The following is a 20,597-nucleotide window of genomic DNA, read 5'->3' on the forward strand; positions in this document are numbered from 1 at the left end:
GTCGTCTCCTTGGCACGCTGAAGGTGGAGTCACTTGTCGCGCAGGGCGGGGTAGACCGTGTCGACCAGGTGGAGAACGGTGCGTGTGAGCATCACGTGCAGGTCGCTGCGGCTGAGGGTGCCGCGCACCAGCCATTCGCGGGAGGCGGCTTTGAGCATGCTGCTGTGGGCGCGGATCATCGCCCGGAGCTTCTCCCGGCCCTCGGTCACGTCGGCCATCATGGCGGCCTCGAGGACACGGTCGGTCGCGATCTCGTCGGCTTCGAGCATGATCTGGTCGATCTCCGGGTCGTTGCCGAGCGCTTCCAGGCCGATCGCGGACAGCCACATCTCCCGGTTGCGTTCCACGACCTCGAGCCACCGGTCGACGCAGATCGAAACGCGCTCTTCCGCGGTGGTCGGCGGCAGCCGCTGCGAGACGGACGCCGGCACGACCATCATCTGCCGGACCACCTCCAGATACAGCTGGCGCTTCCCGCCGAAGTAGTGGCTGACCAGGGCACGGGCCACTCCTGCCTCGGAGGCGATGTCCGCGACGGACACCGTGCTGTAGCTCTTGGCCCCGAACAGCCTGCGGGCGACGCCGAGGATCTCGGCTCGCCGGGCGTCCGGCTCCATCCTGCGGCGCGGGGCCTGTCGCTGAACGCCCATGTGGTGGTTCCTTCCGTGGTCGCGGTGTGCCGGACCTATGTGTACATCGACTCGATCGTGGCGGCGTGCGCGTCGTCTATGGCGCGGCGGCGAAGGCTCAGCTTGGGTGTCAGCTCGCCGGTCTCCGCGGTCCAGGGGCCTGCGATGACACGGTGCTTCTTCACCTGCTCCGTGCGCGACAGCACCGCGTTTGCCTCGGCCACGGCCTGGTCGAGCGCCGCGTGGACCTTCGGGTGCCGGGTCAGCGCGTCCAGATCGGACGCGTCGGCGACACCGTTCGCCTGGGCCCACAGCGGGGCCGTCTCCTCGTCCAGTACCAGCAGGGCGGTGACGTAGCGCCGCCGGTCCCCGATCACGACGGCATGGGCGATCAGAGGGTGCGCTCGCAGAAGGGACTCGATCTTGGTGGGGGCGATGTTCTTCCCGCCGTCGGTGATGATGATCTCTTTCTTGCGGTCGGTGATGGTGACGAAGCCACGTGAATCGACCGTTCCCACGTCTCCGGTGGGCAGCCAGCCCTCCGCATCGGTCGCGGGCTCGACGCCACCATCGCTGTTCAGGTAGCCGGCGAACACGACCGGTCCCCTGACGAGGAGTTCACCATCATCGGCTGCCTTGACCTCGATGCCCGGTCCGGGCCTCCCGACCGAGCCGAGTGCAAAGGCGCCGGGGGTGCTGACCGTTGCCGCGCCGGTGGTCTCGCTCAGTCCCCACACCTCGTACACCGGCAGCGACACGCTCGCCAGGAACTCCAGTACGCGGGTCGGAATCGGTGCCGCGCCGCTGAAGGCCCGGTGGCATTCGTCGAGGCCGATCGCGGCCCGGACAGGCCGCATCACCCGGGTATCGAGTTCCTCCCACACCTCGGCGAGCTCCGCCGGGACGTCCTTGCCGTCGGAGCGGAGCCGGTACGCCTCCAGGGCGGTCTTCCGGGCCTGCTCCATGGCCGCGGACTGTTCGTCAGGCAGTGCCGCGAGCTTCGCCTGCAGGCCGGCGGCGAGCTTCTCCCACACCCGGGGCACGCCGAAGAAACCGTGCGGCCGCACCGTGAGGAGCGTGGGCAGGAGTTGATCGGGCTCCGGGCAGATCGTGACGTGGCCCGCATTGCATATGGGCATGTAGATGCCCAGGACCCGCTCGGCGATGTGGGCCAGGGGAAGGTACGCGACCGAGCGCGGGTGGTCCGGCACCTTGACGAGCTGCTCCTGCATCAGGCACTCGTGGATCACGTTGCGGTGGGAGAGCACCACGCCCTTGGGCTCGCCGGTCGTACCCGAGGTGTAGGCAAGGGTCAGCGGATGGTCGGTGGTGACGGCGTCCGCGAGTTCCTCGAAGCCGGCGTCGTCGGGAGGGACCGCGCCGCGTACGGCCGTGTAGCTGACGAAACGCGGGTCGTCGGCCGGAGCGGCGTCCCAGTCGAGCATGACGACGGCGCGCAGGTTCGGCAGTTCGTCCAGGACCGGACGCCACCGCCGCATCTGTTCCTCGCCCTCCAGGACGAGGACGGCAGCCGCGCTGTGCCGGGCCAGGGCTCCGATCTGCTCGGTACTCAGCGTGTCGTACGTGCTGCAGGGCAGGGCACCGACATGGACCGCGGCCAGGTCGGCGATCCAGTGCTCCGCGCGCTTGGACATGGCGATGAGCATGCGATCGCCCCGCTTCAGTCCCAGGGCCACCAGGCCCCGGGTGACCGCGGCCACCTCGGCGCGCAGCTGCGACCAGGTCAGGGTCCCGGCGTCCGGGCCGATACCGGTGGTCAGAGCCGGACGCTCGGCGTACTGCTGGGCGTTGCGTCGCAGGAGTGCGGTGATCGTTTGCCCTTCGACGGACTCGTGCAACTGCTCTGCTGTGGCCATGACGGGTCCCCTCCCTCGCGAGACGTGAGCGGATTGCTGAGCGGACCCCACAGTGAACCGCTCTTGGCGCAGAGTCAATAGAGACGGACGCCGAGCGCGCAACATGTCCGCCGAACTCGGATATCCCCTCACTCTTCGGCCATCCCTGGGCGATGTGACGGCACGCGAACCCTATTGACGGCAAGCCAATAAACGCTCTTACTTGTCCCCACCGGATCCACCACCTGCACCCGGAGTGCCCGGATCGGCAGCAGTCGCCTGCCGACGAGAGGAAGTGCCAGGACAGTGACCGAAGCATTCATCTACGACGCGATCCGCACCCCGCGCGGCCGGGGCAAACGGGGTTCGCTGCACCACGTCAAGCCGGTCTCACTGGTGACGGGCCTGATCGACGAACTCCGCCGCCGTCACCCCGGTCTGGACCCGGACCGTCTGGACGACGTCGTACTCGGCGTGGTCTCCCCGGTCGGTGACCAGGGCATGAACATCGCCAAGACGGCGGCGCTGGCGGCGGGACTGCCGGACCACGTGGCCGGCGTCCAGCTCAACCGGTTCTGCGCATCGGGGCTGGAGGCGGTGAACACGGCCGCGCAGAAGGTCCGTTCCGGTTGGGAGCGCCTGGTGATCGCCGGCGGCGTGGAATCGATGTCGCGAGTGCCGATGGGCAGCGACGGCGGTCCGATGGCCGCGGATCCCGAGACCGCCTTCGACACGTACTTCGTGCCACAGGGCATCGGCGCCGACCTGATCGCGACCGTCGAGGGCTTCTCGCGCGACGACGTCGACGCGTACGCGGTCCGGTCGCAGCAGCGTGCCGCTCACGCCTGGTCCGGCGGCTACTTCGCCAAGTCCGTGGTGCCGGTCAGGGACCGCAACGGCGTCATCGTGCTCGCCCAGGACGAGCACATGCGCCCGGAGACGACGGCGGCGGCGCTCGGCGAGCTGAAGCCCTCCTTCGCGGACCTCGGCACCATGGCGGGCTTCGACGCGGTGGCTCTGCAGAAGTACCACTGGGTGGAGCGTATCGAGCACGTCCACACCCCGGGCAACGCCTCGGGAATCGTGGATGGTTCGGCGCTCGTGCTGGTCGGTACGGAGCAGGTGGGAACGGAGTGCGGCCTGGTGCCACGGGCGCGCGTCGTGGCGACCGCGGTCAGCGGAGCCGACCCGACGATCATGCTCACCGGACCGGCGCCGGCCACCCGCAAGGCGCTGGACCTCGCCGGTCTGACGGTGGACGACATCGACCTGTTCGAGATCAACGAGGCCTTCGCCTCGGTGGTTCTGCGCTACGTCAAGGACCTCGGTCTGCCGTGGGAGAGGGTCAACGTCAACGGCGGCGCCATCGCCATGGGCCATCCGCTCGGCGCCACGGGGGCCATGCTGGTGGGCACCGCCCTGGACGAACTCGAGCGCCGCTCCGCGCGACGGGCCGTGGTCAGCCTCTGCGCGGGTGGTGGCATGGGCATCGCCACCGTGATCGAACGGTTGTGACCCCTTTCCCCCGCGTGCCGGCCACGTACATCCCCTCGAAAGGAGCGCCCACCGATGCTGGCGAAGAACATGATCCACTGGGAACAGGGACCTGACGGCGTCGTCCTGCTGACCATGGACGACGCCGATCAGCCGGTCAACACGATGAACCGGACCTACGTGGATTCGATGGAGGCCACCGTCACCCGCCTCGAGACGGAGCGGGATGACATCACCGGGGTCGTCCTCACCTCCGCCAAGAAGAGCTTCTTCGCCGGCGGAGACATCGGCTTCATGAGCAGGGCCCAGCCGGACAACGCCGCGGAACTCAGTGAGCTGTGCGGGGTCCTGAAGTCACAGCTGCGCCGGCTGGAGACCCTCGGCAGGCCGGTGGCCGCGGCCATGAACGGCACGGCACTCGGCGGCGGGCTCGAGATCGCGCTCGCCTGTCACCGGCGCATCGCCCTGGCAACGCCGAGCAGCCGCTTCGGCCTGCCGGAGGTGACTCTGGGCCTGCTGCCCGGCGCCGGTGGAGTCAGCCGGACCGTCCGTCTCCTGGGGCTCCAGGACGCGCTGACCGACATCCTGCTCACGGGGCGGCAGTACAAGCCCCAGGAGGCGCTCGCCAAGGGGCTGGTCCATGAACTCGCCCAGACGCCGGAGGAACTGCTCGCCAGGGCCAGGCAATGGGTGGTGACCCATCCTGAGGCCACTCAGCCGTGGGACGCCCCGGGGTTCCGCATGCCGGGCGGGTCCCCTTCCCATCCGAAGGTGGCGGCGATGCTGCCGACCCTCTCGGCGCACCTGCGCAAGCAGCTCAAGGGTGCGAACGTGCCGGCGCCGCGCAACATCCTCGCCGCGGCCGTCGAGAGCGCGCAGGTCGACCTGGAGACCGGGCAGAAGATCGAGACCGGCTACCTCGTGGAACTGATGACGGGTCAGATCTCGACCAACATGATGCAGGCGTTCTTCTACGACATGCAGCACATCGGCTCCGGTGGAAGCCGTCCCGAAGGCTACCCGCCCCACACCGTCCACAGGGTGGGCGTACTGGGCGCCGGCATGATGGGAGCCGGCATCGCGTACTCCTGCGCCCGCAGCGGCGTGCCGGTGGTGCTCAAGGACGTCACCTACGACGCGGCGCAGAAGGGCAAGGACTACTCCCGACAGGTCCTGGCCAGGGCCGTGGCACGCGGACGGCTCTCCCAGACCGAGGCCGACGAGGTGCTCGCACGGATCATGCCGACCGCCGACCCGGCAGACTGCAGCGGCTGCGATCTGGTGATCGAGGCGGTCTTCGAGGACCCGGACCTCAAGCGGCAGGTCTTCCGCGACATCGAAGACGTCGTCGCACCGGACGCCGTACTGGGATCCAACACCTCCACGCTCCCGATCACCGGGCTGGCGGAGGCGGTCGAGCGCCCCGAGGACTTCATCGGTCTGCACTTCTTCTCCCCCGTGGACAAGATGCCCCTGCTGGAGATCATCACCGGGGAGAAGACCAGCGAGCACACCGTGGCGAAGGCGGTCGACATGGCGCGGCAGATCGGCAAGACGCCGATCGTGGTCAACGACAGCCGGGGCTTCTTCACGAGTCGCGTGATATCCAAGTTCATCGACGAGGCGGTGGCCATGATCGGCGAGGGGCTTCCTCCCGCCTCGGTGGAGCAGGCCGGCTCGCAGGCCGGCTACCCCGCACCTCCGCTGCAGCTGCTGGACGAACTGACGCTGACTCTGCCCCGGAAGATCCGTGAGGAGACCAGGGCCGCGGTCCTGGCCGAGGGCGGCGACTGGCGTCCGCACGGTTCGGAGCCGGTCATGGACCGCATGATCGACGAGTTCGGGCGTGGCGGACGTTCCTCGGGCGCCGGGTTCTACGAGTACGTCGACGGCCGGCGCACGCGGCTGTGGCGGGGGCTGTACGAGCACTTCGCCGTGCCGGGCCGTGAGATCCCGTTCGAGGACATGAAGGAACGGATGCTTTTCGCCGAGGCACTGGACACGGTCCGGTGCCTCGACGAAGGCGTCCTGCGGTCGGTGCCCGACGCCAACGTCGGCTCCATCCTGGGCATCGGTTTCCCGGCCTGGACCGGCGGTGTACTGCAGTACATCAACGGCTACGCGGGCGGACTCCACGGATTCGCCGCGCGGTCGAGGGAGCTGGCCGAGCGGTACGGCGAGCGGTTCGAGCCGCCGCGATCCCTCGTGGCCAAGGCCGAGCGAGGCGAATCCTACGAGTGAGGTGTGTGCGGTGGTCCGAGCATCGGCACCAGGAACTGCCGGGCCACCGCACGCAGCTGCTCATCGTCGTCGAGATCGATGACATGGCTGGGAATGACGAGGAACGACGCGGACATGCGCACCATCATCTCGGCCACCAGGTCCACCTGCACATGACCGGCGATGTTCCCCGCGCGCTGCTCCCGAAGCAGTCGCGATGCCACGAACTGCTGCACCACGGCCAGGGTGCGTCCTCCGTCACTGGTCATGGACGGGACCACGGCGTCCGGCTCGGCGGTCATGAGACCTCCGATGAGGCGGTTGCCGCGGATGGCCCTGAGCGAACTCACGAACCCCACGACGACCCGGTCGGCGACGGTGTCGGCGTCCTGGATGTCCAGGATGAAGCGGTCGAAGTACCGCCGGAACTCACGCCGTACCACCTGCTCGACCAACTGGTCCTTGGTAGCGAACCGGCGGTAGACCGTAATCCGGGAGACGCCGGCCAGCCGCGCCACGTCCGCCATGGTCGAGCGCTTGATGCCCATGCGGCAGAACTGCTCGTAGGCCGCGTCGAGCAGACGCTCCGACACCTCGTCATCTCCCCCGGCGCCCTCGACGGCCTCGGCGAACACGCTCTCCAGCACGGACGGAGCACCGGACGACGACCTCATGAGTGCCAACAGGACAGGTTCCACGACTGCCTCCCTGATTCTGTGAAGCCTCTGGCGTTCACGTCTCGCATGTGCTCCCCTGTTGAAACAAAGAAGCACGATGCGTTTCATCGTACCAACCTCCGCAAGGACGCCACGGAACTCAAGGAGGAGTTCACAGCGATGGATGGACTCAGCAGGCGCAAGATGTTGTTCGCGAGCGGGGCGGTGGGGGCCTTCGGGGCGCTGAGCCTGGCCTCGCCCACCCACGCACGGTCCCTGTGGACGTGGGCGCCGAGCGGCTCGGTGGCCGGCAAGGGAGCCGGCCTCGACCCCGAATGGGTCTGGGACGAGGAGGTCGACCGGTTGGTCGCCGCCGTGATCGAGCGCGGCGACGTGGCCAAGACCAACGCCGCGCTGCGCTCATGGACCCGCAACGACCAGGCGCTGCCGGCCGGACTCCCCGCGGACCTGCGCGACTTCATGGAGAGGGCCCGCCAACTGCCCGCCTGGGCAGACCGGGACAAGCTGGAGAGGGCCGCCGAGTTCAACAAGTCGAGGGGCCTGTACCTCAACCTGCTGAACGGAGTCGGCGGCGGCATGCTGAGCACCGCCATCCCTCGTGAGGCGCGCTCCGTCTACTACTCCAAGGGCGGCGCCGACATGGAGGACAGGGTCGCCAAGACCAGCCTGCTGGGCTTCGCCGTCGGGGACCTCAACGCGTTCCGACCCGACGGCGACGTCGTCGTGCAGGCCGTCAAGACCCGCCTGGTGCACGCGGCCGTACGGCACCTGCTGCCCCAGTCACCGGCCTGGACCCGGACCAGCGGCGGCCAGACGATTCCCATCAGCCAGCAGGACATGCTGGTCACCTGGCACAGTCTGCCCACCTACGCCATGCGGAAGATGCTCGAGTGGAAGGTACCCGTCCCGGCCGCCGACTCGGCCGCCTACCTGCACGTGTGGCAGGTCACCGCCCACATGCTCGGCATCCGGGACGAGTACATCCCCGCCACCTGGGACGCGGCCAACGCACAGTCCAAGCAGGTCCTCGACCCCATCCTGGCCCCCACGCGCGAGGGCGTCGAACTGACCGACATCCTGCTGCGCCAGCTCGCCGAGCAGACCAGCCCCGGCGGGATCGACCGCCCACTCGTCAACGCCCTCGCCCGGTACCTGGTCGGCGACCAGGTCGCCGACTGGGACGGCATTCCGCGTGAGCCGTTCTGGGAGAAGGCCATCGCGACCGCCTGGCCGAAGCTGGTCGCCTTCCGGGAGAAGCTGATCCCGCTGCCCCTCGTACCGCCTCTGGCCTGGACGATCGACGAGGCGGCCCGGAAGTACATCCTCTTCTACCTCACCAAGGGACGGGGAACCCACATCGACATTCCCGAAACCAACCGTCCCGCCTGACCGAAACCGGCACCCGCGCGGATGGCCTCCGCGGCCTCGGCGGGACTCAAGGAAGGGTTCTCAGCATGGACGACCTGAGCAGGCGCAAGATGCTGATCATGGGAGGAGCGCTCGGAGCGCTCGGAGCACTGGGGGCCGCGTCACCGGTCCAGGCCCGATCCCTGTGGACGTGGGCGCCGAGCGGCTCGGTGGCCGGCAAGGGAGCGGGCGTCGACCCCGACTGGGTCTGGGACGAGGAGGCGGATCCCGTCCTCGCCGCCGTGATCGAGCGCGGCGACGTGGCCAAAGCCAACGCAGCGCTCCGCAAGTGGACCCGCAACGACCAGCCCCTGCCGGCCGGACTCCCCACCGACTTGCGCGACTTCATGGAGAAGGCCCGCCAGCTGCCCGCCTGGGCGGACCGGGACAAGCTCGCGGCCGCGGCCAGGTTCACCACGAAGAAGGGCATCTACACCGGCGCGCTGTACGGTCTGGGCAGCGGCCTGTTGAGCACCGCCATCCCGAGAGAGGCGCGCGCCGTCTACTACTCCAAGGGCGGCGCGGACATGAAGGACCGCATCGCCAAGACGGCCCAGCTCGGCTATGACGTCGGGGACCTGGACGCCTACCAGCCGCGGGGCGGGATGATCGTGACCGCCGTGAAGACCCGGCTGGTGCACGCGGCCGTACGGCACCTGCTGCCCCAGTCACCGGGCTGGACCCGCACCAGCGGCGGCCAGACGATACCCATCAGCCAGGCCGACATCATGGTCACCTGGCACAGCCTGGCCACATTTGTCATGCGCAAGCTAAAAGAATGGAAGGTCCCGATCACCACCGCCGAGTCGGACGGCTACCTGCACGTGTGGCAGGTCACCGCCCACATGCTCGGCGTCCGGGACGAGTACATCCCCGCCACCTGGGACGCCGCCAACGCACAGTCCAAGCAGGTCCTCGACCCCATCCTGGCGTCCACCCCCGAGGGCACCGAGCTGACCGACGTCCTCCTCGACATCGTCGCGGAACTCGACGCCGGCCTCACCAGGCCCCTCATCAACGGCTTCGCCCGGTACACGCTGGGCGACCGGACCGGTGACCTGATCGGGCTGGACAGGGAGCCATTCTGGAAACCGCTGATCAGCACCGCCTGGCCGCTGCTGGTGGCCTTCCGCGAAGGGCTCATCCCGCTGCCGCTGATCCCCCAGGCCGCCTGGACCGTGGAAGAGGCCCTCCGGAAGTTCGTCCTGCTCTTCCTCAGCGAAGGACGGGGCATCCACCTCGAGATCCCGGACGCCAACCGTCCCTCCTGAGCCACGTACGGCATCACGACGTGGGGGTACAACGTCACCGGCGTACCCCCATCAGTGCGCCTCCGGTCCCGCCACCACACCGACGTCGAGAACGAGTTGAGACGATGACGACACCTCACGACAGCGAGACGACACGTTTGTGCTCGGCTCGGGCGACCCCCGCGCAGCGGCCGGCACGGGCCCCAAGGGCAGGAGACCGCCGGTGACGGACACCGATCACTCGTCCCGGCAGAACTCGAGCGCGCAGCCCTTCGCCAGACGCCGCTTCCTCGGATACGTCCTGGCCGCTCCGACCTTGATGACCGCGGCCCAGCTCGTCCCCGCGTCGGAGGCTCGTGCGGACGTCCCCTCCCCGGAGATCACGGAACTGATCGACCTCAACGACGTGATGACGGCGGCGGCCCTGCCGACGTCCGGCCTGATCACGGTCGAGGTGAACACGGACGGCACCGTGTCCTTCGCGTTGCCTCGGACCGAGGTGGGGCAGGGCATCACGACGTCCACGGCCATGCTGATCGCCGAGGAACTCGGCATCCCCCTCTCCCGGGTGCACATCACTCTCGCCGAGGCGCGCCCGGAGTTGCTCTTCAACCAGCTCACCGGCGGATCCAACACGACGTTCTCCACCTACACCCCGATCCGGGTGGCCGCCGCCGTCGCCCGCAACCGGCTGCTTCAGGCCGCGGCCGCCGAATGGGGCACCGCCGTCACCGAACTGAGCTGGGAGGCGGGACTCGTCACCGGCCCCGGAGGCCGGAGCGCCGACATGGGGGACCTGTCCCCGAAAGCGGCGCGCGCGCGGACCGAGGAGGTGTCGGTCAGCCTCAAGCCTCGCGACATGTTCACCGTCATCGGCAAGCCGCACAACCGTGTGGACGCCCACGCGGCGGTCACCGGACGCAAGACGTTCACGCTGGATCTGCAGGTCCCGGACGCCCTGCCGACCATGGTGTGCCGCCCGCCGACCATCAACGGCAAGGCCGGATCGGTGTCCAACCTGTCCGAGGTCCGTTCCATGCCCGGTGTCACCGACGTGGTCGTGATGTCGACCGGGGTGGCGGTGCGCGCCACCACCTTCGGCCGGTGCATCGACGCGGTGCGCGCCCTGCGGGTCTCGTGGAAACCCGGTAGCGCCGAGGGAAAGTCCGACGAGTCCGTGCTCGCGGAGTTGCGCGCCGCCGAACTGCCCATGGGGCTGCCGTCGGTGACGCCGAACGTTGAGGAGCGTTTCACGTTCCACTTCCGCAGCAACAGCGCGCTGGAGCCCAACTGCGCGATAGCCGACGTGCGCCCCGACCGGGCCGAGATCTGGTCGAGCCTCAAGGCTCCGATCGTCGCGAAGCAGGCGATCGCCACCAAGCTCGGCCTGCCGCTCGGGGCGGTGACCGTGCATGTCACGGAGGGAGGGGGCTCCTTCGGCCGCAAGCTCTTCTTCGACGCGGCGCTGGAGGCCGTCGAGGTCTCCCGGCGGATCCGCAAGCCGGTGAAGCTCATGTGGCATCGCGCCGACGACGCCCGCCAGGGACGCACCCATCCCATGGCCACGTCGCGCGTTCGCATCTCCTACCTGGGCAACACCGTCCTCGGGTACAGACAGCGGCACACCAGTGTGTCCACCGACCTCAGCCACGGCCTCGGGGAGATCTTCACCGCCTTGGCCGCGAGACTGCCGGTGGGTGACATCGGGTTCTCGGAGACCTTCTTCCAGCTCTCCCAGTCGATGCCCTACGACTTCGGTGCCAACAGCCGGCTCCTGAACGAAACCGACAAGGGCTTCAACACCGGCAGCATGCGCAACGTGTACTCCCCCGACGTCACGTGCGCCCGGGAACTCCTGGTCGACCGGCTCGCCGGGAAGATGGGCAAGGACCCTTACCGGTTCCGGCACGACTTCCTTCGGGACGACCGCGGCCGAGCCGTGCTGGACAAGGCCGCCGAAGCCGGGAACTGGGGTCGGAGCATGCCGGCGGGTACGGCGCAGGGCATCGCCTTCCACTCCGAGTACCACTCCGCCAGCGCCGTCCTGGTGGAACTCGACTGCCGACCGGAGACCGTCGACCGCCCCATCCGGGACGGTGTCGCCGGCCCACGCGTGACCAAGGCCGTCATCGCCGTGGACGTCGGCCTCGCCGTCAATCCGCGTGGCCTGGAAGCTCAGATGATGGGCTGCCTGATGGACGGCATCGCCCTGACCCTGACCTCCAGCCTGCACCTGCGCGACGGGCACTTCCTCGAAGCGAGCTGGGACAACTACTTCTACACCCGGCAGTGGAACACACCGCCCGAACTGCGGGTCATCGTCCTGCCGCCCAGCACCGGCAAGCCCGGCGGCGCGGGTGAACTCGGCGTCGCCGCGTCGATGGCCGCGGTCGCGTGTGCGTACGGCCGTGCCACCGGCACGATGCCCACGGTCTTCCCGATCAACCACGGCACCCTCTCCTTCGAACCGAAACCGACCGTCCCGCCCATCCCCGCGTCCCCCACCGATGGTCGGGACCACGTCCGCTGAAGCCCTGCGAGACATCTGGGAGTTCTCATGCCCACGCACACTTTCCGCCTCAACGGTGAACAGGTGACCGTCGATGCTCCGGACGACGAGCGGCTGCTGTGGGTCCTTCGCGACCTCCTCGGCGTCACGGGACCGAAATACGGCTGCGGCATCAACGTCTGCAAGGCGTGCACGAGCCACCTCAACGGCAGGGCGGCGAACCCCTGCGCCATCCCGGTGGGGGACCTGAGGCCGTCCGACGAGGTCACCACCATCGAAGGGCTGCCGGCCACCGTGGGAGCGGACCTGCACCCGATGCAGGAGGCGTGGCTCGACCAGGACGTGGCCCAGTGCGGCTACTGCCAGCCCGGCCAGATCATGGCCGCCGTAGCCCTGGTCCGCCGTGTCAAGGAAGAAGGCCGCAGCATCACCGAGGCCGACCTGGACGGTATCCGCAACATCTGCCGGTGCGGCACCTACCCCCGCATCCGTGAAGCGATCAGAGCCGGCGCCGAGAACACGTGACCAGACAAGTGGAGGGAGGACGCCGTGTCCGCACGTCGTCCGTCGGTCGTACTCATCACCATGGCCGTGATCCTGGTCGCCGCCGCGGCGGTCGTACGCCTCGCAGTGGCCCCGAACGCGACGAAACTGCCCGACGACACCGACCAGACGGTGCACTACGCGGGCGAGACCACCATGCTGGATGTCACGGCCCTCCGGTCCGGAGACACCGCGCATGCGCTTCGGTCCGGCATCCCCGTCACCGCCGACCGGCGGGTACGGGTCACATCCACACATGGTGACACGGCCGTGATCGAGGACACGATGACGGTCCATGCCGGTGAGCAGTCCTTACCCAGCTCGAAGACGTACGCCATCGACCGGGCAAGCAGGAAGGGTGTGTCGCCACCGGCCTCGACATCGGCGGAGAACTCACGGGGCGCACTGAGTTCGGCCTTTCCGCCGGATGCCGAACAGGACGACTCCTACACCTACTACGACGCGACGACCCGTTCGATCGTGCCGGTTCGCTACACCGGAACCGCCCGACGGGAGGGCCGTGCTGTCAATGTCTACGAGATCAAGGTGTCAGCGCCCGTCAAGGACCCGGCGGTGTCCGAGCCGCTACCGACCGCTCTGCCGAAGAAGCTCGTCGCGAGCCTGGTGCCCGCTCTCGACTCCAGGACACGGGCCCGTCTCACACCCACCGAGCTGGCCGCGCTGCCGGACCCCGTTCCGCTCACATACCTGGGCCAGTCGACGCTGGTCGCCTACGTCGACCAGCAGACCGGCATCGCCGTGGACCAGACGGTGAGCCGGAGAACGGTGGCGACCACCTCCGTCGCCGGGACTCCGACGCCTCTGCTGCCGGTGTCGGACCTGACACTCGAGGTCACTCCTGAGAGCGTGCAAGACCTGGGCGACAAGGCGACATCAGCAGGTCGGATCCTGACCGCCCTGACCGTCCTCGCACCGGTCGCGATGGTCGTCGTCGCCGCCGTGCTCCTCTTGGCCACGTTCATACTCGAGCGGAGGCGCCGACACCGCTCCCGAGCCCAGGGATGAGGCCCGCAGCACCCGTTCCGCACGGCCCCGCCTGCACGAGAACCATCGTCACATCATGTCGGACAACGCATCGCAGGCACCGCTCGTTCCAACCTCTCTCAGGCCGCCAACGCGTCCTTTGATGAGGACGCATGGGTACTGCGCGCATAGCTCGCCTCCGAACTATGGTGTCCCACCACATACGCCTCTGACCTGCCTCTTCCTACGGTGTGGCGACACACAACCGTCCCCACCGAACGCCAGGAAGTGGTGCCGATGTCGTCGCCCGCAGCCGCTCCACCAGCCCCGAACAACCTCAAGCGCATCGTCGCCGCGTCCCTCATCGGCACCACCATCGAGTGGTACGACTTCTTCCTCTACGGCTCAGCCGCCGCCCTCGTCTTCAACAAGCTGTTCTTCCCGGACTCCGACCCGCTCGTCGGCACGCTGCTCTCGTTCCTGACGTACGCCGTCGGCTTCGCCGCGCGGCCGCTGGGTGCCCTGGTCTTCGGTCACTACGGTGACCGGCTCGGGCGCAAGAAGCTGCTGGTCCTGAGCCTGTTGATGATGGGCGGTGCGACCTTCGCGATCGGGCTGCTCCCCACCCACGCGACGATCGGCACGGCCGCTCCCGTGCTGCTGACCGTGTTGCGGCTCGTCCAGGGGTTCGCCCTCGGTGGTGAGTGGGGCGGCGCCGTGCTGCTGGTGTCCGAGCACGGGGACGCGCGACGGCGCGGATTCTGGGCGTCCTGGCCGCAGACCGGGGCGCCCGCGGGGCAGTTGCTGGCCACGGGTGTGCTGTCGCTGCTGACCGCCGTGCTGTCGGACTCGGCCTTCAACAGCTGGGGCTGGCGGATACCGTTCCTGCTCTCCGGCGTACTGGTCATGGTCGGTCTGTGGATCCGGCTGTCCGTCGACGAATCGCCGGTCTTCAAGCAGGCGTTGGCGCAGGCCGAGTCGCGCAAGGCGAAGGCCGAGCCGATGCCGATCGTCGCCGTGCTGCGGCACCACTGGCGCGACGTGCTGATCGCGATGGGCGCGCGCATGGCGGAGAACATCAGCTACTACGTCATCACCGCCTTCATCCTCGTCTACGCCACCACCGCGGCCGACGTCTCCAAGCAGACCGCGCTCAACGCGGTGCTGATCGCCTCGGCGGTGCACTTCGCGGTCATCCCGGCCTGGGGCGCACTGTCGGACCGCATCGGCCGACGGCCCGTGTATCTGCTGGGCGCGGCCGGCGTGGGAATGTGGATGTTCCCGTTCTTCATGCTGATCGACCACGGTGACTTCAGCAGTCTGCTGCTCGCGGTGACGGTGGGGCTGGTGCTGCACGGCGCCATGTACGCGCCCCAGGCCGCCTTCTTCTCCGAGATGTTCGCGACCCGGATGCGGTACTCAGGGGCGTCGATCGGCGCCCAGTTCGCCTCCGTCGCGGCCGGTGCTCCGGCGCCGCTGATCGCCACCGCGCTGCTCTCCGAGTACGACAGCTCCACCCCGATCTCCCTCTACGTGATCGCCTCCGTCCTGCTGACCCTGGTCGCGGTGGGCGTGGCCAAGGAGACGCGCCACCGCGACCTCGCGGAGCCCGTGTCGTCCCCCGAGGACGAGGAGGGGCCGGTCAAGGCCTCCCGTGCGCAGGGGGCGCGCTCGATCTGAGCCCGTCCCGCCGTCCGGTACCGGCCCCGTACGCCCGTGCGTGCGGGGTCAGTGCCGTGCCGGGAGCGACAGCCGGTGGAGTCTGAGGGCCAGTTGTATCTCCAGTGCGCGGTCGGGGCTCTGCCAGTCCTCGCCGAGGAGGCGGCCCACGCGCTCCAGGCGCTGGGCGACCGTGTTCACGTGGACGTGGAGTTCGTCCTTGGTGCGGGCCGGGCTCATGCCGCAGGCGAAGTAGGCGTCGAGGGTGTGCAGCAGCTCGGTGCCGCGCCGCTCGTCGTAGGCGACGACCTGGCCGATGGTGCGCTCGACGAAACCCGAGACGTTCTGCTCGCCGGCCAGCAGCAGGCCCAGGAAGCCGAAGTCCTCGGCGGCGGCGCCGTCCCCGGAGCGGCCCAGCAGGCCCAGGGCGTCGAGGCAGCGCCGAGCCTCCGTGTAGGCGGCGGCGACGGCGTCGGGGCGGGCGGCGAGGTCCTCCACGGGTGCGGAGGCGCCGACGGTGACGCTCTCGTGGACGGCCCGGCCGAGGTGCCGGGCGGTGCGGCGGGCCAGGTCCGTGGCCCCGTCGCCGGCGTCGAGCGGCAGCAGGAGCACTGTGCCGCCGTCCCGGGCGGCGGCCAGGCCGTGCCGGGTCGCGGCGAGGTGGGAGGCGGCGGCCCACAGGCGCCTGCGTGCGTCCGCCTCCTGGTCGGCGTCGGAGGCCGCGGTGTCGAGCCGGGCGGCGAGCACGACGTGCGTGGCGGCCAGGTCGGCGCGGAGCCGCCGGGCGCGGTCGCCCAGCAGGCGCGGGTCGCGGTCGCGGGCGTCGAGCAGGTCGTCGAGCAGCTCGCCGCGGACGCGCTGTTCGGCCTCGGCGGCGGAGCGCCGGGCGAGCAACAGCAGGGAGGTGACCATCGCCGCCCGCTCCAGGGTGAGCTGGTCGACGGGGTCGAGTCCGGGGTGGCCGCGCAGGACCAGGGCGCCGAGCAGTTCGTCGCCGGCGGCGACGGCGGCGATCCAGTCGTCCTCGTGCCGCACCGCGTGTCCCTCGGCGCGCGACACCTCCAGAGCCTTCGCCGGCGCCGATCTCTCCTCGGTGAACTCGACGGTGCCGTCCAGGACCTGGGAGACGGCGGCGGCCACGTCGTGCACCCCGCCGCCGCGCAGGACCAGCTCGGTGAGCCGGTCGTGGACGTCGGAGGCGCGTTCGATGACGGCGCTGCGGTCCCCGATGATCTCGTTGGCCCGCTCCAGGCCGGCGAGGGCCGAGCGGGTCTCGGCGAGCAGGTTGGCGGTGTCGATGGCGGCTGCCGCGAGGGCGGCGAAGGAACCGAGCAGGGCGATCTGCTCGCGCTCGAAGACCCGGGCCCGCCGGTCCGCGGCGAAGAGCACGCCGATGACGTGGTGGCCGAGCATGAGGGGGACGCCGAGGATGGCGACCAGGCCCTCGTCGCTCACGCCCGCGTCGATGGTGCGGGTGTGCTGGAAGCGGGCGTCCTTGAAGTAGTCGTCGGTGACGTAGGGCCGGGCGGTCTGGGCGACGAGGCCGCCGAGCCCCTCCCCCATGCCGAGCCGCAGCTGCTGGAAGCGGGCGGCGACCGAGCCCTCGGTGACCCGCATGTAGGTGTCGCCGCGGGCCGCGTCGTGGAGACTGAGGTAGGTCACGTCGGTGCCGAGCAGGGACCGGGCCCGCTGCACGATGGCCCGCAGCACCGCGTCCAGGTCGCGCAGCCCGGCGAGGTCGTGGGCCGTCTCGAACAGCGCGGACAGCTCCGCCTCCCGCCTGCGCCGGCCCTCCAGCTCGGAGCGCACGCGCAGCGCGAGGTGCTTGGCCCGGTCGAGCGCGTCGATCCGGTCTGCCGGTCCTCCCTCGGCGCGGGCGAGCAGTACCGGCTGCTCGTAGGCGTCGGCGGACGCGCCCCGGGCCAGCAGCTCCAGGAACGGCGTCTCCACGGCGGCGGACGCCGGGACGGCGGCGTCGCCGGCCGGCGCTCCGGCGTCGTCGGCCGGGCGTTCGGTGGACTGCAGGTGATCTCGGGACATGCTCACAGGATTCCCCATCGCCCGGTCGTCCCGGCAGCCTTGTGGACAACCCCGTCCACAGGGGCCGCCGCCGGGCCGGCCGGTGCGCGGGCCGGGACCGGGCTCAGTGCGCCGTCCAGCCGCCGTCCAGCACGAGTGAGGTGCCGGTGACGAAGGACGCCTGCGGCCCGCACAGGTACGCGACCGCCTCGGCGACCTCGTCCGGTTCGATCAGCCGCCGCACCGCGCTGTCCTGGAGCAGCACGTCGGTGAGCACCTGCTCCTCGGGGATGCCGTGGGCCCGGGCCTGGTCGGCGATCTGCCGCTCGACGAGCGGGGTGCGCACGTAGGAGGGGTTCACGCAGTTCGAGGTGACGCCGTGGGCGGCGCCTTCGAGGGCCGCGGTCTTGGACAGACCCTCCAGGCCGTGCTTGGCGGCGACATAGGCCGACTTGTAGGCGGAGGCGCGCAGGCCGTGCACGGAGGAGATGTTGACGATGCGGCCCCAGCCCTGCCCGTACATGTGGGGCAGGGCGCCGCGGATCAGGCGGAAGGGCGCCTCCAGCATCACGGTGAGCACCGTGTGGAAGACGTCCGGGGGGAACTCCTCGATGGGCCGCACCAGCTGGATCCCGGCGTTGTTGACCAGGAGGTCGGTGCCGGCGGCGGCCCGTTCGGCGGCGTCCAGGTCGGTCAGGTCCAGGACCTGGGGCAGGACGCTGCCCGCGAGGTCGGTGCTGCTCTCGGCGAGCGCGTCCAGCCCGGCCGCGTCCCGGTCGACCGCTCTGACCCGGGCCCCGGCGGCGGCCAGGCGCAGGGCGCAGGCACGGCCGATGCCCCCGGCGGCGCCGGTGACGAGGGCGGTGCGGCCGTCGAGGTCGAGCGTGGAGGCGTGGGGGGCCGGGAGGACGCTGGGCGAGGTCATGTCCCCGACCCTAGGCAGCGCCCGCCCCGCTCCCCATGTGGGCACGCCCCATACTTCAGTAGGGGGCAGTGGGGTCGAACCATGTGGGTGCGTCGGACAGCGCCTGCTTGATCCTGACCTGCCCGAACTCCCCCAGCTCCGGCAGCGCGTCCACGGCGAACCAGCCCACCTCCAGCGACTCGTCGTCGTTGACCCGGGCCTCACCCCCCACGGCCCGGCAGCGGAAGGTGACGTCCATGAACTGGCAGACGTCCCCGTTGTCGTAGGTCACCGGGCTCAGCGCCTGGACGAGGACCAGCCGCTCGACGACGCACCGGACGGCGGTCTCCTCCTCCACCTCGCGCATCGCGCAGGCGGCGGGCTGCTCGCCGGGGTCGGGGATGCCTCCGATCAGTGACCATCGCCCGTTGTCCGACCGTCGGCCCAGGAGCACCCGCCCCTCGTCGTCGAAGACGACGGCGGTGACTCCGGGGAGCCAGAGCAGTTGCTGTCCGGCGGTGGTGCGCAGGTCGCGGATGAAGTCGGGAGTAGCCATGCGGACGACCCTAACGGGCCACGCCGGCCACTCCCGGCGGTGTCACGGGGCGTGCGACGGGCGTACGGCTACACGGCACGGGCGCGTCGCCCGCGCACACCGGCGCCGACGGCCCAGCCCAGCCCGCCCGCCGCGACCAGCACGAGAGCGGTCTCGGGAAGTACGCCCAGCCGGGTGGCCGGGGTCTCGGAGGAGCGCAGGGGAACCTCCTGGACCAGGGAGTCCGCGACGAACATGCCGGTCTTCTGGGTGATCCGGCCGTCCGGCATGATGATCGCGCTGACGCCGCTGGTCACCGGGACCGTGACGGTCCGGCTGTGCTCGACCGCGCGGACGCGGGACATGGCGAGCTGCTGGTAGGTCATCTCGCTGCGGTCGAAGGTCGCGTTGTTGCTGGGTACGGAGATCATCTGGGCGCCGTCGGTGACCTCGGAGCGCACCGCCCAGTCGAAGGCGGCTTCGTAGCAGGTGACCAGGCCGACCTCGGTGCCCGCCATGGAGAAGACGCCGGGCTCGGTGCCCCTGCTGAAGTCCCGGCTGACCATGGAGGTCCAGTCGTCGTTGATCGCCCCGATGAGCGAGCGCAGCGGCAGGTACTCGCCGAAGGGCTGGATCTGGCGCTTGTCGTAGGTGTCGACGGGGCCCTTGTCGGGGTCCCAGAGGATCTGCTCGTTGAGGAGCTTGCCGTCCCGGTCGACGACGCCGCCGACCGAGACGGGCGCGCCGATCGCCTTGGCGGCCCGGTCGATGACCATGCGCGCGTCGGTGTTGGCGAAGGGGTCGATGTCGGAGGAGTTCTCCGGCCAGAGCACGAAGTCGGGGCGGTCCACCCGGCCCGCCCGTACCTCGGCGGCGAGGCGTTCCGTTTCCCGCGCGTGGTAGTCGAGTACGGCCCGCCGCTGCGCGTTGAAGTCGAGGCCCGCGCGCGGCACGTTGCCCTGGATCACCGCCACGGTCGCGGTGCCGTCCTCCGCCTCGTCGCTGACCAGCGGGCGGGCGGCGACGGCGGCCACGACCGGGACGGCCACGGCGACGAGGGCGACCGCCGCGGCGCCGCGCCGTACCTCGCCGGCCCGGCGCGCCCGGACGGCGAGACGCACCGCCTCGCAGAGGCCGAAGCCGCACAGGACGACCGCGAACCCGAGCACCGGCGTACCGCCGAGCGCGGCGAGAGGCAGGAACACGCCGTCCGCCTGGCCGAACGCGACCTTGCCCCAGGGGAACCCCTCGAAGGGCACACGCGCGCGTACGGCCTCCCCCGCGATCCACAGCGCCGCCGCCCACACGGGCCATCCCGGCAGCTTCGACACCGCGGCGACACCCGCGCCGACCAGCGCGACGAAGAGCGCCTCGATCGCCACCAGGGCGAGCCAGGGGGCGGGGCCGACCTCCACACCGGTCCACACCAGCAGCGGCAGCAGGAAGCCGAGGCCGAAGAGGTAGCCGAGGCCCAGGCCCGCCTTCCAGCCGCGGCCGCGCAGCACCCCGCCGAAGACGGCGAAGGCGGGCAGGGCCAGCCACCACAGGGTGCGTGGCGGGAAGCTGACGTAGAGCAGTACTCCGGAGAGCGCGGCTGCGGCGGCCGGGAGGAGGCGCAGGAGCCGTGCGCTGAGCCGGGAGGCGGGCACGGGCTGCGGCTGCGTCCGGTCCGGCTCGCCGACGGAGGTTGCGGTGGCTGTCACCCCCCGGAGTGTACGGCGGGTGACCGAACCCCCGACAGCACGGTCCGCGGCGCCGGGCGGACGGCCCGCACACGGCCGTCGGGTGGCCGACGGCCGATGCCGTCTCGTTTCGGCACAACCGGGCGCCGAGCCGTCCACACTTCGCCGACCAGCCGTTACGGTGTGTCCGAGCCTCGGTCGCCGGGCGGGCGGCGGGGCCCGTCAGGTC

15 protein-coding genes are annotated in these 20,597 nt (G+C 70.3%); 8 read left to right on the forward strand and 7 right to left on the reverse strand.

The features are described from left to right. Nucleotides 1-29: 29 nt before the first annotated feature. A complete protein-coding gene (locus tag DMH12_RS07365) occupies nt 30-650 on the reverse strand; it encodes a TetR/AcrR family transcriptional regulator (protein WP_260474134.1) in 621 nt (206 codons plus the stop codon). A 35-nt stretch (nt 651-685) separates the two neighbouring features. Then, nucleotides 686-2,506, reverse strand: coding sequence for a long-chain fatty acid--CoA ligase (locus DMH12_RS07370; protein WP_125490747.1), 1,821 nt, complete (start codon nt 2,504-2,506; stop codon nt 686-688). 285 nt (nt 2,507-2,791) lie between these two features. Here DMH12_RS07370 and DMH12_RS07375 point away from each other — a divergent pair, with 285 nt between their 5' ends. Together DMH12_RS07375 and DMH12_RS07380 are read left to right on the forward strand one after the other, a co-directional pair. Then, on the forward strand, nt 2,792-4,000 hold the full coding sequence (locus DMH12_RS07375) for an acetyl-CoA C-acetyltransferase (RefSeq protein WP_125490748.1): 1,209 nt from the start codon (nt 2,792-2,794) through the stop codon (nt 3,998-4,000). Nucleotides 4,001-4,054: 54 nt separating this feature from the next. Then, nucleotides 4,055-6,220 (forward strand): 3-hydroxyacyl-CoA dehydrogenase NAD-binding domain-containing protein, encoded by a 2,166-nt coding sequence (locus DMH12_RS07380; protein WP_125490749.1) that lies wholly within the window; start codon nt 4,055-4,057, stop codon nt 6,218-6,220. On the opposite strand, the gene DMH12_RS07385 is transcribed toward DMH12_RS07380, so the two are convergent. After that, nucleotides 6,211-6,897, reverse strand: a complete 687-nt coding sequence (locus DMH12_RS07385; RefSeq protein WP_260474135.1) for a TetR/AcrR family transcriptional regulator — start codon at nt 6,895-6,897, stop codon at nt 6,211-6,213. The genes DMH12_RS07380 and DMH12_RS07385 overlap by 10 nt on opposite strands. Nucleotides 6,898-7,035: 138 nt before the next feature. Between DMH12_RS07385 and DMH12_RS07390 the strand changes: the two genes are divergently transcribed. The 6 genes from DMH12_RS07390 (at nt 7,036) to DMH12_RS07415 (ending at nt 15,249) form a co-directional block, all read left to right on the forward strand. After that, nucleotides 7,036-8,265: an oxygenase MpaB family protein gene (locus DMH12_RS07390; protein WP_125490750.1), complete on the forward strand. Its 1,230-nt coding sequence runs from the start codon at nt 7,036-7,038 to the stop codon at nt 8,263-8,265. Nucleotides 8,266-8,330: 65 nt separating this feature from the next. Beyond that, nucleotides 8,331-9,554: an oxygenase MpaB family protein gene (locus DMH12_RS07395; protein WP_125490751.1), complete on the forward strand. Its 1,224-nt coding sequence runs from the start codon at nt 8,331-8,333 to the stop codon at nt 9,552-9,554. Nucleotides 9,555-9,852: 298 nt separating this feature from the next. Further along, on the forward strand, nt 9,853-12,063 hold the full coding sequence (locus tag DMH12_RS07400; protein WP_125490761.1) for a molybdopterin cofactor-binding domain-containing protein: 2,211 nt from the start codon (nt 9,853-9,855) through the stop codon (nt 12,061-12,063). Between the two features lie 27 nt (nt 12,064-12,090). Beyond that, nucleotides 12,091-12,567, forward strand: coding sequence for a (2Fe-2S)-binding protein (locus tag DMH12_RS07405; RefSeq protein ID WP_125490752.1), 477 nt, complete (start codon nt 12,091-12,093; stop codon nt 12,565-12,567). Nucleotides 12,568-12,591: 24 nt separating this feature from the next. After that, on the forward strand, nt 12,592-13,611 hold the full coding sequence (locus DMH12_RS07410; protein ID WP_125490753.1) for a porin PorA family protein: 1,020 nt from the start codon (nt 12,592-12,594) through the stop codon (nt 13,609-13,611). Nucleotides 13,612-13,866: 255 nt separating this feature from the next. Further along, nucleotides 13,867-15,249 (forward strand): MFS transporter, encoded by a 1,383-nt coding sequence (locus DMH12_RS07415; protein WP_185832185.1) that lies wholly within the window; start codon nt 13,867-13,869, stop codon nt 15,247-15,249. A 48-nt stretch (nt 15,250-15,297) separates the two neighbouring features. Here DMH12_RS07415 and DMH12_RS07420 read toward each other — a convergent pair whose 3' ends face one another. The 4 genes from DMH12_RS07420 to lnt form a co-directional block, all read right to left on the reverse strand. Then, nucleotides 15,298-17,268, reverse strand: coding sequence for a GAF domain-containing protein (locus tag DMH12_RS07420; RefSeq protein WP_185832186.1), 1,971 nt, complete (start codon nt 17,266-17,268; stop codon nt 15,298-15,300). 103 nt (nt 17,269-17,371) lie between these two features. Next, the gene (locus DMH12_RS07425; RefSeq protein WP_125490755.1) at nt 17,372-18,172 is read right to left on the reverse strand and encodes a 3-hydroxybutyrate dehydrogenase; all 801 of its coding nucleotides are present in this window, start codon (nt 18,170-18,172) and stop codon (nt 17,372-17,374) included. A 55-nt stretch (nt 18,173-18,227) separates the two neighbouring features. Continuing rightward, nucleotides 18,228-18,707 carry an NUDIX domain-containing protein gene (locus DMH12_RS07430; RefSeq protein WP_125490756.1) on the reverse strand — a complete coding sequence of 160 codons (480 nt, stop codon included), beginning with the start codon at nt 18,705-18,707 and terminating at the stop codon, nt 18,228-18,230. Between the two features lie 68 nt (nt 18,708-18,775). Further along, a complete protein-coding gene (gene lnt / locus DMH12_RS07435; RefSeq protein WP_125490757.1) occupies nt 18,776-20,389 on the reverse strand; it encodes an apolipoprotein N-acyltransferase in 1,614 nt (537 codons plus the stop codon). Nucleotides 20,390-20,597 lie beyond the last annotated feature (208 nt).

This window comes from Streptomyces sp. WAC 04229 (assembly GCF_003947455.1).
Classification (GTDB): Bacteria; Actinomycetota; Actinomycetes; order Streptomycetales; family Streptomycetaceae; genus Streptomyces.

Bases quoted from the DNA above. Each gene is read 5' to 3' on its own strand.
- DMH12_RS07365 (WP_260474134.1), bottom strand. From the start codon at position 650: ATGGGCGTTCAGCGACAGGCCCCGCGCCGCAGGATGGAGCCGGACGCC.
- DMH12_RS07370 (WP_125490747.1), bottom strand. From the start codon at position 2,506: ATGGCCACAGCAGAGCAGTTGCACGAGTCCGTCGAAGGGCAAACGATC.
- DMH12_RS07380 (WP_125490749.1), top strand. From the start codon at position 4,055: ATGCTGGCGAAGAACATGATCCACTGGGAACAGGGACCTGACGGCGTC.
- DMH12_RS07390 (WP_125490750.1), top strand. From the start codon at position 7,036: ATGGATGGACTCAGCAGGCGCAAGATGTTGTTCGCGAGCGGGGCGGTG.
- DMH12_RS07395 (WP_125490751.1), top strand. From the start codon at position 8,331: ATGGACGACCTGAGCAGGCGCAAGATGCTGATCATGGGAGGAGCGCTC.
- DMH12_RS07400 (WP_125490761.1), top strand. From the start codon at position 9,853: ATGACCGCGGCCCAGCTCGTCCCCGCGTCGGAGGCTCGTGCGGACGTC.
- DMH12_RS07405 (WP_125490752.1), top strand. From the start codon at position 12,091: ATGCCCACGCACACTTTCCGCCTCAACGGTGAACAGGTGACCGTCGAT.
- DMH12_RS07415 (WP_185832185.1), top strand. From the start codon at position 13,867: ATGTCGTCGCCCGCAGCCGCTCCACCAGCCCCGAACAACCTCAAGCGC.
- DMH12_RS07420 (WP_185832186.1), bottom strand. From the start codon at position 17,268: ATGTCCCGAGATCACCTGCAGTCCACCGAACGCCCGGCCGACGACGCC.
- DMH12_RS07425 (WP_125490755.1), bottom strand. From the start codon at position 18,172: ATGACCTCGCCCAGCGTCCTCCCGGCCCCCCACGCCTCCACGCTCGAC.
- DMH12_RS07430 (WP_125490756.1), bottom strand. From the start codon at position 18,707: ATGGCTACTCCCGACTTCATCCGCGACCTGCGCACCACCGCCGGACAG.